Origin of the sequence: Enterobacter sp. SST3 (assembly GCF_000286655.1) — a bacterium.
GTDB classification, from domain to species: domain Bacteria; phylum Pseudomonadota; class Gammaproteobacteria; order Enterobacterales; family Enterobacteriaceae; genus Enterobacter; species Enterobacter roggenkampii.
Window position 1 is genome coordinate 211,004 of sequence record NZ_ALNS01000005.1, and the last position, 14,580, is coordinate 225,583.

Below are 14,580 nucleotides of genomic sequence, written 5' to 3' on the forward strand. Positions count from 1 at the left end.
ATTTAACCTACCATATTATTAAGTTGCAGAAGCGGCTGTAATATTGACAGCACGATGAATAAAACAATCGTCGCCATGGAGACCACCAGCGCTGGTTCAAATACCGAGAGCGTTAACGTAATACGATGCTGTAGCGCCGACTCCTGGTTTTCCGCCGCGCGGTCCATTAAGTTGCCTAACTCGCCGCTCTCTTCGCCGGAGGCAATCATGTACAGCATGGTGGGCGGGAATAATTTCGCCTGCTCCAGCGCGGCATAGAGCGAGGCCCCCTGACGCACGGTATCCGCCGCCTGCTCCAGCACCTGCCGGGCGTAGAGGTTTTCGATACCGTCCATCGCGATATACATCCCTTCAAGCAGCGGCACGCTGCTCGCCTGCAGGATGCTGAGCGTGCGGATATAGCGGGCGCTGTTGATCGCGCACACCAGCTTTTTAATCGGCGAGCCATTCACCAGCCAGCTGTGCCAGCGAAAAAGGTTTTTGGCGTTTCTGAGCCAGGTCTTAAAGCCAACAAATCCGCCGCCGAGGATCCCCACGATGTAGATCCCGTACGCCTGCAGGAAATCGCTCACCGCAATCAGCGTGCGGGTGGTGATCGGCAGCTGCTGCTTCATGTGGGTGAACTGCTCGATCACCTGCGGCACCACCGCCACCAGCAGAATGCTGATGACCGCGATGGCGACCACGGTGAGGGTAATCGGGTAGACCATCGCCTGCGTCAGCTTGCTTTTCATCTTCTGGCGCTGCTCGTTGTACTCCGCCAGCTTCTCCAGCACGTCGCCCAGGTGGCCGGTCTTTTCACCGGCCATCACCAGCGTGCAGTAGAGCTTGTCGAAGGTGCGCGGGAACTGGCTGAAGGCGTCGAACAGGGTGTGACCTTCCACCACCTTCTCGCGGATCTCCACCACCATTGCCGCCAGCTTGTTGTCTTCCGTTTGCTTCGAGATCGCCTTCAGCGCGCTCTCGAGCGGCAGTGCGGCGTTGACCAGCGTGGATAACTGACGGGTAAACATCGACAGCACCGGCGTGGAGAGCCTGGCTCCGGTTTTTGCTTTTCCGGCAGACGCCGCTTCACGGGTTTCGCTGATGCTGACGGGCATCAGCTTTTGCTCGCGCAACATCTGGCGAACCTGCTTTTGCCCCTCGGCCTGCAGCGTGCCGCGCTGGGTTTTGCCTGCGACATCCGTCGCCGTCCAGGCGTAGAAGGCCATTACGCATCCCCCCCGCGCTCGGCGGTCACACGCATCACCTCTTCCAGCGAGGTGACGCCGCTAATCACCTTCAACAGCCCGTTTTCGCGCAGGCTGTAAGCCTGCTTAAAGAGCTGCGTCTCGATGGACATTTCGTCTTTATCTTCATGAATGGCGCGGCGCATGGCGCTGTCCACCACCAGGAACTCGTGAATACCGGCACGGCCCTGATAGCCGCTCTGGCGGCAGTGTTCACAGCCCACCGCGCGATAAATGGCTTTTGGCGGCGCGTCCATAAAGCTGAACAGCGCTTTTTCATTGGCATCCAGCGGACTGGTGGTCCGGCAGTGCGTACACAGCCGACGCACCAGACGCTGGGCAATGACACCGAGCAACGATGAACCGATTAAAAAGGACTCCAGCCCCATGTCCCGCAGACGCGTAATCGCCCCGGCGGCGCTGTTGGTGTGCAGCGTAGACATGACCAGGTGACCGGTGAGCGACGCCTGCACCGCAATTTGCGCGGTTTCACCGTCACGAATTTCCCCGATCATCACCACGTCCGGGTCCTGACGCAGAATAGCGCGCAGCCCGCGGGCAAAGGTCATGTCCACGCGCGGGTTAACCTGCGTCTGCCCCACCCCTTCCAGCTCATATTCGATCGGGTCTTCCACGGTCAGGATGTTGCGTTCGTGGCCGTTCAGCGCCGAAAGAATGGCGTACAGGGTGGTACTTTTACCGGAGCCTGTCGGCCCGGTGACCAGGATAATGCCGTGCGGGCGCTCAATCAGCCCTTTTAACTTCTCCAGCTCTTCATCGATCAGGCCCAGCTTGTTGATGTCGGGCTTGAGATTGCTTTTATCGAGCAGGCGCATTACCACGCGCTCGCCGTACTGGGACGGAATGGTCGAGACGCGCACGTCGATCGCCTTGCGGCCAATGCGCAGTGAGATACGGCCATCCTGCGGCAGACGTTTTTCGGCAATGTCGAGTTTCGACATCACCTTGATACGCGACACCAGCAGCGGGGCGAGCTTACGCGCCGGTTGCAGCACCGGGCGCAGCACGCCGTCAACGCGGAAGCGAATGCTCAGCGTGCGCTCGAAGGTTTCGATATGGATATCCGACGCACCGTCCTTAACCGCCTCGCCGAGAATGGCGTTGATCAGGCGGATCACCGGCGAGTTTTCGTCGTTATCAAGCAGATCTTCGTTATCCGGGATCTCCTCGGTTAACGCCATCAGGTCGATATCCGCATCCATGTCGTCCACCAGCTGCTGTGAAACGCCGCTGCTCTGCTGCCAGATTTTGGCCAGCATCTCGTCAAACGCTTCCGGCGTCACAGTAACCGGGACGAACGCGCGGCCCAACACCCGGCGCACTTCCAGCAGTGCTAACGCCGGGGTGTCCTCACGGATATAGACGTCATTGTTGTAAAGCAGAACGCCGTTATCTTTTGCGTAGCTGCTGCTACACAGTGTTTTACTCAGTTCGTCCACGTTGCCCCTCCGCCTTACTCTTTAAACGGATTGCGTGTCGCGCGGGTTTTCACCGGTGCGGCGTGAGGGCTTGCTGAAGGAAACGCGGGCAGGACGGCATTGTCGCTCGGCTCAACAATACCGAGCTTTTTCTCTTCCACACGCTGCATCTGGCGCACCCGGATCTGGTCATATTTCTCTTTCGAGGCCGCGCTGTAGTTGTCGTCGTCACGCAGCACGGTGGTATGAATGAACACCATCAGGTTGCGCTTGGAGGTATCCTGGGAGGTGTAGCGGAACAGCTGACCGACCAGCGGGATATCGCCGAGCAGCGGCACTTTGGACACGGACTGTTTGGTCACATTTTCCATCAGACCGCCAAGCACCACCGTCTGGCCACTGTGGACCATCACTTCGTTATTGATCGTGCGCGTATTGAAGGTCGGGCCGAGGCTGGAGTCTTCCGTCGCGCTGTTGTCGACGCTGGAGACTTCCTGCTCAATCTTCAGATGGATCATGTCGCCATCGTTAATCTGCGGCACAATTTTCAGCTTGGTACCGACCGTCTTACGCTCAACGGAGTTAAAGACGTTATCGCCGCTGGTGGTTTGCGAACCGGAAAGTACCGGCACATCCTGGCCCACGTTGAACGACGCTTCTTTGTTATCCAGCGTGACCACGCTTGGCGTGGAGAGGATGTCATTTTTGCCGTCGGTGGAAAGCGCAGTCACCAGCGCACCAAAATCACCGTTAAAGAAGCCGGTCGCCAGGCCAGTGAAGCTCGCCCCTTTCATGGTGCTATTTTTAATCTGGCTGATTGGCAGGCCGGTGGAGCCGAACTGCACGCCGCCGTGCTTGCTGGTCCACTGCACGCCGAGATCCAGGCCGTTCCCGTCCTGCACTTCCGCGATGATAGCTTCCACCAGCACCTGCGGACGACGGATGTCCAGCTTGTCGATCACCTTCTCAAGGGAGTTCATCACGTTAGGCTGGGCGGTAATCACCAGCGAGTTGGTTGCTTCGTCGGCGGTAATGTTCAGATCGCTGGACGCTGGCGCGGTTTTCGACTTCGGCGCGCCGGCCTTGTCCTTCAGCTGCTCGCCGATGCCGGTGAGTACCGGCACCACCTTGGTGGCGCTGGCATACTTGAGATAGAAGACGCGGGTATTCCCCTCGTTGTTCTGCTCGCGATCCAGCTGCTGGATCAGGGAGCGGGTCCGCGCGCGCGCATCTTCCGAACCGCTGATCACCAGGCTGTTGGTTTCGTCATCGGCCACCACTTTGGTCGCCAGCTGCGGCGCGTTCTGCCCTTTCTGCTCTTCGTTGTTGAGGTTATTCAACATCTCCGAGAGCTCTTTGGCGGACGCAAAGCGCAGCGGCACGATTTCACGACGCTGAATACCGTCTTTGTCCACGCGCTGAACCAGATCCACCAGGCGGTTCACCACCGAGGCTTTACCGGTTAGCAGCAGGACGTTGGACGGCTCAAAGTGGACCACGTTACCGATGCCGGTGGCATCGTTGAGCTGACGCAGCAGCGGCGCCAGCTCGCGAACAGGCACGTTTTCCATGCGCACAACGCGGGTGATGATCTCGTCGCCTTTGCCCGGATTTTTACCGTCGGCCAGCGGCGCACCGGCGGTGCGGGCAATGCTCGAGCGCACCACTTTAACCATGCCGTTATCCATCGGGATCACCGACAGGCCGTACAGGTCCAGCACGCTCAGGAAAAACTGGTAATATTCGTCTTCCGTCAACACGTTATAGGTTCTGACCGACACCGTGCCCTGAACGGACGGGTCGACCAGAATGGTTTTGTTCAGATTGCGGCCTACCGTATCAATAAATTCGCGGATATCGGTGTTTTTAAAGCTGGCGCTAAAGTTAGCTGCGAGCAGCGAACTGGAATATAACGACAATGCGGTCAGCGCCACGCACGCCCAAGGAAATTTCTTCATGTCTGTACACTTGTTAATTGTTTAGAACATTGACCCGAATATTTTCAAGGTGAGCGTGACGTCTGACGACGACCTCCGCTTCTTTCATTTTCGACCAGTTGGCAATAATATCTTTTGCCTTTTCTGCATCGGTCATATCGACAGAATTGACTTTTACCGCCACATCACCTTTTTCCAGACCGGCATGGCTGTAGAAGTCAGAGGCATTCCTTGGATTAATGTTGTAGCCTTCCAGCTGGCCCTTTTCGATAAGTGGCTTTAACACCAGATAATCATCCAGATGCACGCTTTCAGTACCAGCATCTTTCGTCGATTGGGTTACCGGGCCGCTGTCAACGCCGCCCTTAAAATAGTCAGGTTTATTTAACGCCAGTACCTGCGTAGCACCTTCGTAATTAACCACCACATTGTCTTTATTTATTTCCTGAATAAAGGCATCGTTAAAACCGGTCAGCGCTTCGCCTTCGCGATAGCTCTTTTGACCACCCGGCGTTTTGATCACGGCGAAGGACAACCAGGCATCGTCGCTGCGGACGATCCCCTCAATTTCGGCAGCGAGCGGGGCTTTCCCGGCCGCTGGCAGGTTGTCCTGACGCACGGCGGCGGTGAAAAGTGAAAATGTCTTTTCTTCCTGACGTTTTTTTTGCGGTTTCGCCGCTGCGTTCGCGAGTTTATTCGTCACTTTTTTATAATCTTTAAAAATGACGTAGCCTTGCTGACCGCAAAAAATCAGCAATACAAACATAATACAGGGCGTTATCCACCGTGAAAAAAGTGAGAGCCTCATTATTCATCTGGCCTTTAGCAAAGCGGAAATAAGCAGCGTCATGCTGCGACAATATGTGACATAAATAGTAATTAGCGGCCTGACAATCGACCACCTGCTTCGCCTTTAACTTTGATAAAGAAAAAGATTGACCGTCAAAAAAACCAGTGTTAGAGGAAGCCGACAGGTTATTTTTACCCTGCCCGTAAATTGACCATGACGCACCCTTGCCGTACTTTTCTGGACCATTGCTATTCATGCCCAGAGACGGTAAGTCGTTATGTATCAGAGTCATTTTAAATTTAATCACCCGCCTTTTCGAAAAATTACCCGCGCCTCGGGCGATTTCTTCGTGCCGTATCACCAGGATATTTTCAACCTGCTGAAAGAGAAAACCCAACAGGCGGGGATTATTGGGCTCTTTGCAGACGATGCCCCGCTGCTGGGCCAGTTCAGCGACGCCCTGAAATCCGCAACCCCTGACGTTATTGCCATCAACGCGTTTCCAAAACTGAGTGCCAGTAGCCTGCTGTATAAACTCAACCCGGGAACGAAAGAGAGCAAAAACCGGCTTCAGGCGGTGGATGCCATCCTGCACCAGTGGCAGGGGGGGAAAAGCAGGACGAAAGTGCTGGTGATTAGCCATACCGATGCCATGAAAGAGACCTGTCGGGAGGTGCTGGCTCTGCTGCTGACGCGCGCGCAGGAGCTGGAGTTTCGTCTGTCCGTCGTACTGATGGGTGCAGCGGATCGGGAAGCCGTTCTGATGCAGCAGTCTGAACTGCGTGAATATGCGCATACCTGCCACACCCTGCGACCCCTTACCTGCCGGGAGTTTCTCAGCTACGTTCAGGCGCAGTGTGAAGCGCACGGGTGTGAGCACTCGCCGTTGACCCCGGCGCGCGTGCGTAAAATGCATGCGCTGACCAAAGGGAATATCAGCAAGCTGAACGAGCTGGCGCACCTGTCGATGCTCGCCGCCTGGACCGAACGCGCAGAACAGGTTAGCCCGCGTCATCTGCGCCTGGCGGCCGGTGAGATCCTGCCTGCGAAAAAACACGGTATGCGCCTGGCTACCGTGGGGCTGTTCGCCTCCGTGCTGTTCGCTGCCTGCGGCTGGTATTTGACCTCCTCGATCGGAGCAAGACTTCCGATTCAACTGCCGGTACCCGCGAGCTGGAAACAGCAGACGCCCATCGAGCAGGCGCCGGTGGTGCCGGCTATCGACAACGAGGTGGTTAATCAGCCGGATGCGATGCATCAGCTCTATCTGATGTGGGGGTATGACGCCTCGGCGGACGATGCCCTGTGCCAGAACGCCGCGAAGGTGAACCTGATGTGTAAGCAGGGAAATACCTCACCGGACGCGCTGGCCCAGGAAGGGTATCCGTGGGTGAGTGAACTGAAAACCGGCAACCACCTTAACTATGCCGTGGTCGCCCGCGTCGGGGATAACTCACTCGACCTACTGATGAATAACCGCACCTGGCAGGTAAGCCGTCACTGGTTTAACCAGCATGCCACCGGCAATTATACCCAGCTCCACCGCCTGACGCCGGAAGGCAAAGACGCCATCAGCGCCACCAGCGATGCGAAGGACATGGGGTGGCTGGATCAGCAGCTGAGCCAGGCCCTTGCCGAGCCGGAAACCCACGCTCAAACCTGGACGACGGAGATGATGAAACGTACCCGCGAGTTCCAGCAAAAAATGCATCTGCGCGTCGACGGTATCCCGGGTGAGGAGACGCTGATGCAGTTGATGCGCGACACTAACACCACGCCGAGCGTGCTGCTTCAGACCCCCCATGCCGCACCGGACGCGAAAACGCAGGAGAAGCATTCCTAATGTCTACCATCTGTCTTGCGGCTCAGCGCAGCTACGTTTCCGGGGAGGCGGTCTGGTTTTCGTACCGCATTCCCCGCCTGAGAAAAATCGCTTCTAACGCCTTTTTAGGAATAGTAAGCCTCTGCGTCATGCTGATGGCGGGGCTGTACGCCCACGTATACTGGCAACTGCGCCACCCTGCGCCGGAGCCGGTAAAAAAAGTGAACGTGGCGAAGCCCGAGACGCAGCTTTCCGATATGCACTACGTGTACGTGAGCAAGCCGTTCCCGCATCAGCACCCGAAACCCGTCCCGGTGCAGGCCGACGTCCCTGCCATGCAGGATCTGCCAATTAACAGCGACGACGCCGACTGGCAGCAGATGCCTGACGGCACGGTGCCGCACGATACCTCGCGGGATACCCTCCCCGGAACGGAAGCGCACGACGATGCCGTCTCCCCCCGCACGGAGGGTGACGACGCATCATTAACCGAACTGTTTAAGCAGGCGTTAAAAGAACAAGAGCAGGATTATTCGCAAGGGAAAATACCCGCACCGCCGGTTGACGAAACGCAGGATAATACTCAGGCGGGCGCATTACATAAAGAAAGTTCCCGGTCTCCATTAAGTAAAAAGGGAGACCGGCTGGAATAGTTAATATTTTTCAGTCAGGTTGGTGATATTAAGGAGTCGACCCTTTTCCACCACAATGTATTGACCTTTTTTCAGATCGGAGAGGATTTTTATAATCGTACTGCGTGCCAGGCTGGTGTATTCCTGAATATAATCATAAACATTAATATCGCGTTGATGATGTACAATCAGTTCATTAATTTCCAGCAAAAATTCGCGCACGACAGAATAGGCGCTGCGGGCAACCAGCACGTCATCGCGCTTGCTCAGGAGACAGATATACCAGGCCAGCACCTTGGTGAGTTCAGGCCACAAGCCTTTCTCGGTCATCAGTTGAGAGAAAACGCTTTTCGGAATCGAGCGCACCACGGTATTCGAGCGGACCAGGCCATACATATGGGACGAATGATAAAAAATGGAAGAGAGTCCAAAAATGCACTGCCCCTGCAGGGTGAACAAGCAGAGCTCGTCGGATTCGCGGCGGAATTCCACTTCACCGCTGACGATAATATGAATAAATTCATTATCGACGGTGGAAATTTTTTGCCATTTCTTTAACGATTTTTCTTCAAATCCTTCCGTTGCGGAAATGATTTTTTCTATTTCATGATGAGGACGCAATTTTCTGCCGTAAATGCTTAACATTGTTATACCCGAATTAAGATGTAAATTTTAGATAAAAAATGGCCACGGTGGAACCACCGAAACTATTCGTATAATCCTGATAAAAAACTTCAAGGAGAAGTGATAATAAAAATCACTATGCAGGTGTTATTTTTTATAATTACTTAGCAAGCTATACATCTATCTTAAATGAGGGTACTTTTAAGTCAATTAACTAAAAATGAATTGAGAATGTACTTAAGATTAATCTCAAGAAAACTAAGGTAATACGGCCTGGTCAGGGGCAGCCCTGAGGACTACCCTTGCCCGTACTTCTCTAAAAGCGCCTCGGCGATGGCCAGGGTTTCTACGTCAGCCACGCCGTTCCACAGCGCGGGGCGGAAGTGCATCTGAAACGCGCTGATCACCCTCTTCTGCTGCTGTTCCGTGGCGTTGTCCGGCACCTCGTAGCCATAGCGTTTCAGCACGTCAAGCAGCGCACCGCGCTCGACCTCCTGATAGCGCGGCCGCCCGTTAAGATAGAACGCCACGCGCGCGGGATCGGGCCAGGCTCCTATCCCCTGCTGCGCCAGCTGCTGCCACGGAAACAGCGGGCCGGGATCGTCTTTACGCTGCGGGGCAATGTCGGCATGGGCAACCACGTTCTGCGGCTGAATGTCATAGCGGGCAATAATGTCCCTGGCAAGCGGGATCAGCGCTGCAATCTGCGCAGGCGCAAACGGGGTAAAGGTTTTCACGCCGCCACGCGTTTGCCAGCCGCGGTTCTCGAGCTCAATCCCCACGGACGTATCATTAATCCGGTTGGTGCCGCGCCAGAAGCTAATGCCCGCATGCCAGGCCAGCTCGCTCTCGGGAACCAGCTGCCAGATGCGCGGCTTGCCGTCCGGCGCCGGGGGGTTGGCGGGGATCAAATAGTGAGAGCTAACGTTTTTATCCGTCAGCGTGGCCAGCGAGCTGTCAAAATCATCCGCGGTGTAGTGGATCACCAGCACCTTGATGCGCGGGTAAGCCGCCTGCGCCTGATGACGCGTATCCAGCTCGTAGGCACCTTTATCGATAATCCCCTTTTCCGTAACGCATCCTGCCAGCAGCAGCGCCAGCAGGAGCGTGGCAAACGCACGCCTCATCGCAGGGTTTTCACCGCCGTACCGCTTACGCTCACCATCAGCATGCTGCCGTCTTTCCCGACCGTTTCGTAGTCAATATCGATTCCCACGACCGCATCCGCGCCGAGGGCTTCCGCCTGCTCGCCGAGCTCTTTAAAGGCGATTTCGCGTGCTTTGCGCAGCTCTTTTTCGTATGCGCCAGAGCGGCCACCCACGATATCGCGGATACCGGCAAAAAAGTCACGGAAGATATTGGCGCCGAGAATCGCTTCGCCGGTGACCACGCCGCAGTACTCGGTTATTGTCTGTCCTTCCAGGGTTGGCGTTGTTGAAAACTGCATGGTTTCTCTCCTTCTTTAGCGTTCAATGCCTTAGGCACAGCATTATCGGTTCGTTACGCTATGATTGAAAGGATAGTTAATAAATAAGGAAATCAACATGCGCTATTCAGCTTTAACACTTTTCGTGCCCTGCGCGCTGGTGCTCAGCGCCTGTACCACCACGGTCACGCCAGCCTTTAAGGATATCGGTACCCGCAGCGGCCCCTGCATTGAGGGCGGCCCGGACACCGTGGCGCAGCAGTTCTATGATTACCGCATTCAGCACCGCAGCAACGACCTCACCGGCATGCGCCCGTATCTGAGCGATGGTCTGGCAAAACTGCTTAACGATGCCACCCGCGATCCGCAGCACAACGCGCTGCTGAAATCCGACCCGTTCTCCAGCCGCACCACGCTGCCGGACAGCGCAGAAGTGGCCAGCGCGTCAACCATCCCGAACACGGATGCCCGTAATATTCCGCTGCGCGTGAAGCTGACGCAGGGCAGCCAAACCTGGCAGGACGAAGTGCTGATGATCCGTGAAGGCCAGTGCTGGGCGGTGGACGACGTACGCTACGTGGGCGGCAGCGTGCATGCCCCGGCCGGCACGCTGCGCCAGTCGATTGAGAACCGCTGATTCATCAGTGATAAAAATGTTACCCCCGTAAAATGTCCGGCATTTCTCGCGGAATGCCGACATTTATACTCGCCGCCCTTGCCCTTCGCTATTTTGTGCTATGTTTAAGAGGAAATACGGGTTATATTTAACTTTTAACGCAGAAATATTGCATAACTATTCTGTCAACGGTACTATCTGCGGCCTCAATTGCTATAGATTGCCTGGATGAGTAAAGACTGCCCCGATGAGTATTAAACTAAACGGCATTAACTGCTTCTACGGCGCACACCAGGCGCTGTTTGACATCACGCTGAACTGCCCGGAAGGTGAAACGCTGGTTTTGCTTGGCCCAAGCGGTGCAGGCAAAAGTTCCCTTCTGCGCGTCCTTAATCTGCTTGAAATGCCTCGTTCAGGTACGCTGGCAATTGCCGGTAACCATTTTGATTTCGCAAAGACGCCGTCTGATAAAGCGATTCGCGAGCTGCGTCAAAACGTCGGCATGGTCTTCCAGCAATACAATCTCTGGCCGCACCTGACGGTGCTGCAAAACCTGATTGAAGCCCCGTGCCGCGTGCTGGGGTTAAGCAAAGATCAGGCCATCGCGCGTGCCGAAAAGCTGCTGGAGCGTCTGCGCCTCAAGCCCTACAGCGACCGCTACCCGCTGCACCTGTCCGGTGGTCAGCAGCAGCGCGTGGCCATTGCCCGTGCGCTGATGATGGAGCCTGCGGTACTGCTGTTTGATGAACCAACGGCCGCGCTGGACCCGGAAATCACCGCTCAGATCGTCAGCATTATTCGCGAGCTGGCGGAAACCAACATTACGCAGGTTATCGTTACCCACGAAGTGGAAGTGGCGCGTAAAACCGCCAGCCGTGTGGTGTACATGGAAAACGGGTATATCGTTGAGCAAGGTGATGCGAGCTGCTTCGCTAACCCGCAAACCGATGCCTTCAAAAACTATTTATCTCATTGATTGTGTCAGGGGAAATATAATGAAAAAAGTATTACTTGCCGTGCTGCTTGCTGGCGTTACCCTTTCCGCTACCGCAGCTCAGACCATTCGTTTTGCCACGGAAGCCTCTTACCCTCCGTTTGAATCCATTGATGCGAACAACAAAATTGTTGGCTTTGACGTGGACCTGGCAAACGCCCTGTGTAAAGAGATCGATGCAACCTGCACCTTCAGCAACCAGGCGTTCGACAGCCTGATCCCAAGCCTGAAGTTCCGCCGTATCGACGCCGTAATGGCCGGTATGGACATCACCCCGGAGCGTGAAAAGCAGGTGCTGTTCACCACCCCTTACTACGATAACTCTGCCCTGTTCATTGGTCAGAAAGGCAAATTCACCTCTGTCGATCAGCTGAAAGGCAAAAAAGTGGGCGTGCAGAACGGTACCACGCACCAGAAATTCATCATGGATAAGCATCCGGAAATCACCACCGTGCCATATGACAGCTACCAGAACGCGAAGCTGGATCTGCAGAATGGCCGTATCGACGGCGTATTTGGTGATACCGCTGTCGTGACCGAGTGGCTGAAAGCCAACGACAAGCTGGCACCAGTGGGCGACAAAGTGACCGATAAGGACTACTTCGGTACCGGTCTGGGGATTGCCGTTCGTCAGGGCAACACTGAGCTGCAGCAGAAATTCAACGCTGCGCTGGAAAAAGTGAAGAAAGACGGCACCTACGAAACCATCTATAAAAAATGGTTCCAGAAGTAATTCCTGATGAATGAAATTTTTCCTTTAGCAAGCGCCGCCGGGATGACCGTCGGCCTTGCCGTTTGCGCACTGATTATCGGCCTGGTGCTGGCGATGTTCTTTGCGGTGTGGGAATCCGCGAAATGGTTCCCCGTCGCCTGGACAGGCTCCGCGCTGGTCACCGTGCTGCGTGGGCTACCGGAAATTCTGGTGGTCCTGTTCATCTATTTCGGTTCCTCGCAGCTGCTGCTCACGCTGTCGGACGGCTTCACGATTAATCTCGGCTTTGCGCAGATCCCGGTGCAGATGCAGATTGACAACTTCGACGTCAGCCCGTTCCTGTGCGGCGTCATTGCGCTCTCCCTGCTCTACTCCGCGTACGCGTCGCAAACCCTGCGCGGTGCGCTGAAAGCCGTGCCGCAGGGACAGTGGGAGTCGGGTCAGGCGTTAGGGTTGTCGAAATCCGCCATCTTCTTCCGTCTGGTGATGCCGCAGATGTGGCGTCATGCCCTGCCGGGCCTCGGCAACCAGTGGCTGGTGCTGCTGAAAGATACCGCGCTGGTGAGCCTGATCAGCGTTAACGATTTGATGCTGCAAACCAAAAGCATCGCCACCCGTACCCAGGAGCCGTTTACCTGGTACATTGTGGCGGCGGCAATCTACCTGGTGATCACGTTGCTCAGTCAGTACATCCTCAAGCGTATTGACCTGCGAGCGACGCGCTTTGAACGGAGACCAGGCTGATGCTTGAATACTTTCCCGAGTTGATGAAAGGGCTGCACACCAGCCTGACGCTGACCGTGGCGTCCATTATCGTGGCGCTGATCCTGGCGCTCATCTTCACCATCATCCTGACGCTGAAAACGCCGGTGCTGGTGTGGATTGTGCGCGGGTACATCACCCTGTTTACCGGTACGCCGCTGCTGGTGCAGATCTTCCTGATTTACTACGGCCCGGGCCAGTTCCCGTCGCTGCAGGAATATCCGGTTATCTGGCATCTACTCTCTGAGCCATGGCTGTGTGCCCTGATTGCCCTTTCGCTGAACAGCGCGGCCTATACCACCCAGCTGTTCTTTGGTGCGATCCGCGCCATTCCGGAAGGCCAGTGGCAGTCCTGCGGGGCGCTGGGCATGAGCAAGAAGGACACGCTGGCGATCCTGCTGCCGTACGCCTTTAAGCGCGCGCTCTCCTCCTACTCCAACGAAGTGGTGCTGGTGTTCAAGAGTACCTCGCTGGCCTATACCATCACCCTGATGGAAGTGATGGGACACGGACAGCTGCTGTACGGGCGCACCTATGACGTGATGGTGTTCGGTGCGGCGGGCGTGGTCTATCTGGTGGTGAACGGCCTGCTGACGCTGATGATGCGCCTTATTGAGCGTAAAGCGCTGGCGTTTGAGCGCAGGAATTAACCGCGCAAGTGCATAAAACGGTATTCATGGAGCGGGTAACCTGATGGGTTATCCGCTTTTTTTTCGCGTTAAAAATAATACTTAATCATTTTTATTGCATATAAATTCATTAACTGGCATTGTACATCCAGGCCGCAGACACGGCGCATCAATAAGACAGACGGGAGCATTACAATGAAAAAGTTAGTTCTGGCCGCATTACTCGCCACCTTCGCCGCTGGCGCATCCGCTGCGGATAAAATCAATTTCGGCGTGTCCGCCACCTATCCGCCGTTTGAGTCGCTGGATGCCAGCAACCAGATCGTCGGTTTTGATATCGATCTGGCGAAAGCGCTGTGCAAAAAGATGCAGGCCGACTGCACCTTTACTAACCATGCTTTTGACAGCCTGATCCCGTCGCTGAAATTCAAAAAATACGACGCAGTGATCTCCGGGATGGACATCACGCCTGAGCGCAGCAAGCAGGTTGCGTTCACCGACCCGTACTACGCCAACTCGGCGGTGGTGATTGCGAAGAAAGGCGCGTATACCTCTTTCGATCAGCTGAAAGGCAAACGCATCGGGATGGAAAACGGCACCACCCATCAGAAGTACCTGCAGGACAAACATCCGGAAGTGAAAACCGTGGCCTATGACAGCTACCAGAACGCGATTATCGACCTGAAAAATGGCCGTATCGACGGCGTCTTCGGCGATACCGCCGTGGTGAACGAATGGCTGAAAACCAACCCGCAGCTGGGCACCGCAACGGAAAAAGTGACCGACCCGCAGTACTTCGGCACGGGCCTCGGCATCGCGGTACGTCCGGATAACAAAGCCCTGCTGGAAAAACTGAACGGCGCGCTGAAAGCGATTAAAGCGGACGGAACGTATCAGAAAATTAGCGAGCAGTGGTTCCCGCAGTAAGATTTTTTTGCCGGGTGGCGGCTTCGCCTTACCCGGCCTAC

16 protein-coding genes are annotated in these 14,580 nt (G+C 55.5%); 8 read left to right on the top strand and 8 right to left on the bottom strand.

Annotation, left to right across the window (positions count from 1 at the left end; translation table 11 throughout):
• Positions 1-2: 2 nt before the first annotated feature.
• The 5 genes from gspF to B498_RS23245 are packed head-to-tail and all read right to left on the bottom strand — an operon-like array spanning position 3 to position 5,687.
• Entirely contained in the window at positions 3-1,211 is a 1,209-nt protein-coding gene (gene gspF, locus B498_RS17595; RefSeq protein WP_008500019.1) for a type II secretion system inner membrane protein GspF, read from the bottom strand.
• Entirely contained in the window at positions 1,211-2,689 is a 1,479-nt protein-coding gene (gspE, locus tag B498_RS17590) for a type II secretion system ATPase GspE (protein ID WP_008500020.1), read from the bottom strand. The genes gspF and gspE overlap by 1 nt, the downstream gene beginning before the upstream one ends.
• Positions 2,690-2,703: 14 nt before the next feature.
• Positions 2,704-4,626, bottom strand: coding sequence for a type II secretion system secretin GspD (gspD, locus tag B498_RS17585; protein ID WP_008500021.1), 1,923 nt, complete (start codon positions 4,624-4,626; stop codon positions 2,704-2,706).
• Positions 4,627-4,639: 13 nt separating this feature from the next.
• Complete coding sequence (gene gspC, locus B498_RS17580) at positions 4,640-5,371, bottom strand: type II secretion system protein GspC (protein WP_008500023.1); 732 nt, start codon at positions 5,369-5,371, stop codon at positions 4,640-4,642.
• The gene (locus B498_RS23245) at positions 5,322-5,687 is read right to left on the bottom strand and encodes a hypothetical protein (RefSeq protein ID WP_192812201.1); all 366 of its coding nucleotides are present in this window, start codon (positions 5,685-5,687) and stop codon (positions 5,322-5,324) included. The genes gspC and B498_RS23245 overlap by 50 nt, the downstream gene beginning before the upstream one ends.
• Here B498_RS23245 and B498_RS17575 point away from each other — a divergent pair.
• Positions 5,673-7,238, top strand: coding sequence for an ExeA family protein (locus B498_RS17575; RefSeq protein ID WP_008500024.1), 1,566 nt, complete (start codon positions 5,673-5,675; stop codon positions 7,236-7,238). The genes B498_RS23245 and B498_RS17575 overlap by 15 nt on opposite strands.
• Complete coding sequence (locus tag B498_RS17570) at positions 7,238-7,870, top strand: hypothetical protein (protein WP_008500025.1); 633 nt, start codon at positions 7,238-7,240, stop codon at positions 7,868-7,870. Before B498_RS17575 ends, B498_RS17570 begins: the two co-directional genes overlap by 1 nt.
• Here B498_RS17570 and B498_RS17565 read toward each other — a convergent pair whose 3' ends face one another.
• The 3 genes from B498_RS17565 to B498_RS17555 all read right to left on the bottom strand — a co-directional run bounded on the left by B498_RS17565 (position 7,871) and on the right by B498_RS17555 (position 9,920).
• Complete coding sequence (locus tag B498_RS17565) at positions 7,871-8,494, bottom strand: helix-turn-helix domain-containing protein (RefSeq protein WP_008500026.1); 624 nt, start codon at positions 8,492-8,494, stop codon at positions 7,871-7,873.
• A gap of 275 nt (positions 8,495-8,769) precedes the next feature.
• Positions 8,770-9,600 carry an N-acetylmuramoyl-L-alanine amidase gene (locus B498_RS17560; RefSeq protein WP_008500027.1) on the bottom strand — a complete coding sequence of 277 codons (831 nt, stop codon included), beginning with the start codon at positions 9,598-9,600 and terminating at the stop codon, positions 8,770-8,772.
• A complete protein-coding gene (locus tag B498_RS17555) occupies positions 9,597-9,920 on the bottom strand; it encodes a heavy metal-binding domain-containing protein (protein ID WP_008500028.1) in 324 nt (107 codons plus the stop codon). Before B498_RS17555 ends, B498_RS17560 begins: the two co-directional genes overlap by 4 nt.
• 97 nt (positions 9,921-10,017) lie before the next feature.
• On the opposite strand from B498_RS17555, the gene B498_RS17550 reads away from it, so the two are divergent.
• From B498_RS17550 to artJ, 6 genes are all read left to right on the top strand, one after another.
• Positions 10,018-10,536: a lipoprotein gene (locus B498_RS17550; RefSeq protein ID WP_008500029.1), complete on the top strand. Its 519-nt coding sequence runs from the start codon at positions 10,018-10,020 to the stop codon at positions 10,534-10,536.
• A gap of 226 nt (positions 10,537-10,762) precedes the next feature.
• Positions 10,763-11,491, top strand: coding sequence for an arginine ABC transporter ATP-binding protein ArtP (artP, locus tag B498_RS17545; RefSeq protein ID WP_008500030.1), 729 nt, complete (start codon positions 10,763-10,765; stop codon positions 11,489-11,491).
• Positions 11,492-11,510: 19 nt separating this feature from the next.
• On the top strand, positions 11,511-12,242 hold the full coding sequence (gene artI, locus B498_RS17540) for an arginine ABC transporter substrate-binding protein ArtI (protein ID WP_008500032.1): 732 nt from the start codon (positions 11,511-11,513) through the stop codon (positions 12,240-12,242).
• Positions 12,243-12,248: 6 nt separating this feature from the next.
• On the top strand, positions 12,249-12,965 hold the full coding sequence (gene artQ, locus B498_RS17535; RefSeq protein WP_008500033.1) for an arginine ABC transporter permease ArtQ: 717 nt from the start codon (positions 12,249-12,251) through the stop codon (positions 12,963-12,965).
• A complete protein-coding gene (artM, locus tag B498_RS17530) occupies positions 12,965-13,633 on the top strand; it encodes an arginine ABC transporter permease ArtM (protein ID WP_008500034.1) in 669 nt (222 codons plus the stop codon). The genes artQ and artM overlap by 1 nt, the downstream gene beginning before the upstream one ends.
• A 174-nt stretch (positions 13,634-13,807) precedes the next feature.
• Positions 13,808-14,539: an arginine ABC transporter substrate-binding protein ArtJ gene (gene artJ / locus B498_RS17525; protein WP_008500035.1), complete on the top strand. Its 732-nt coding sequence runs from the start codon at positions 13,808-13,810 to the stop codon at positions 14,537-14,539.
• Positions 14,540-14,580 lie beyond the last annotated feature (41 nt).

What these genes read in the sequence shown, in the direction of transcription:
- gspF (WP_008500019.1), bottom strand. Translation starts at nt 1,211, where the DNA reads ATGGCCTTCTACGCCTGGACGGCGACGGATGTCGCAGGCAAAACCCAG.
- gspD (WP_008500021.1), bottom strand. Translation starts at nt 4,626, where the DNA reads ATGAAGAAATTTCCTTGGGCGTGCGTGGCGCTGACCGCATTGTCGTTA.
- gspC (WP_008500023.1), bottom strand. Translation starts at nt 5,371, where the DNA reads ATGTTTGTATTGCTGATTTTTTGCGGTCAGCAAGGCTACGTCATTTTT.
- B498_RS17575 (WP_008500024.1), top strand. Translation starts at nt 5,673, where the DNA reads ATGTATCAGAGTCATTTTAAATTTAATCACCCGCCTTTTCGAAAAATT.
- B498_RS23245 (WP_192812201.1), bottom strand. Translation starts at nt 5,687, where the DNA reads ATGACTCTGATACATAACGACTTACCGTCTCTGGGCATGAATAGCAAT.
- B498_RS17570 (WP_008500025.1), top strand. Translation starts at nt 7,238, where the DNA reads ATGTCTACCATCTGTCTTGCGGCTCAGCGCAGCTACGTTTCCGGGGAG.
- B498_RS17565 (WP_008500026.1), bottom strand. Translation starts at nt 8,494, where the DNA reads ATGTTAAGCATTTACGGCAGAAAATTGCGTCCTCATCATGAAATAGAA.
- B498_RS17560 (WP_008500027.1), bottom strand. Translation starts at nt 9,600, where the DNA reads ATGAGGCGTGCGTTTGCCACGCTCCTGCTGGCGCTGCTGCTGGCAGGA.
- B498_RS17555 (WP_008500028.1), bottom strand. Translation starts at nt 9,920, where the DNA reads ATGCAGTTTTCAACAACGCCAACCCTGGAAGGACAGACAATAACCGAG.
- B498_RS17550 (WP_008500029.1), top strand. Translation starts at nt 10,018, where the DNA reads ATGCGCTATTCAGCTTTAACACTTTTCGTGCCCTGCGCGCTGGTGCTC.
- artP (WP_008500030.1), top strand. Translation starts at nt 10,763, where the DNA reads ATGAGTATTAAACTAAACGGCATTAACTGCTTCTACGGCGCACACCAG.
- artI (WP_008500032.1), top strand. Translation starts at nt 11,511, where the DNA reads ATGAAAAAAGTATTACTTGCCGTGCTGCTTGCTGGCGTTACCCTTTCC.
- artQ (WP_008500033.1), top strand. Translation starts at nt 12,249, where the DNA reads ATGAATGAAATTTTTCCTTTAGCAAGCGCCGCCGGGATGACCGTCGGC.
- artM (WP_008500034.1), top strand. Translation starts at nt 12,965, where the DNA reads ATGCTTGAATACTTTCCCGAGTTGATGAAAGGGCTGCACACCAGCCTG.
- artJ (WP_008500035.1), top strand. Translation starts at nt 13,808, where the DNA reads ATGAAAAAGTTAGTTCTGGCCGCATTACTCGCCACCTTCGCCGCTGGC.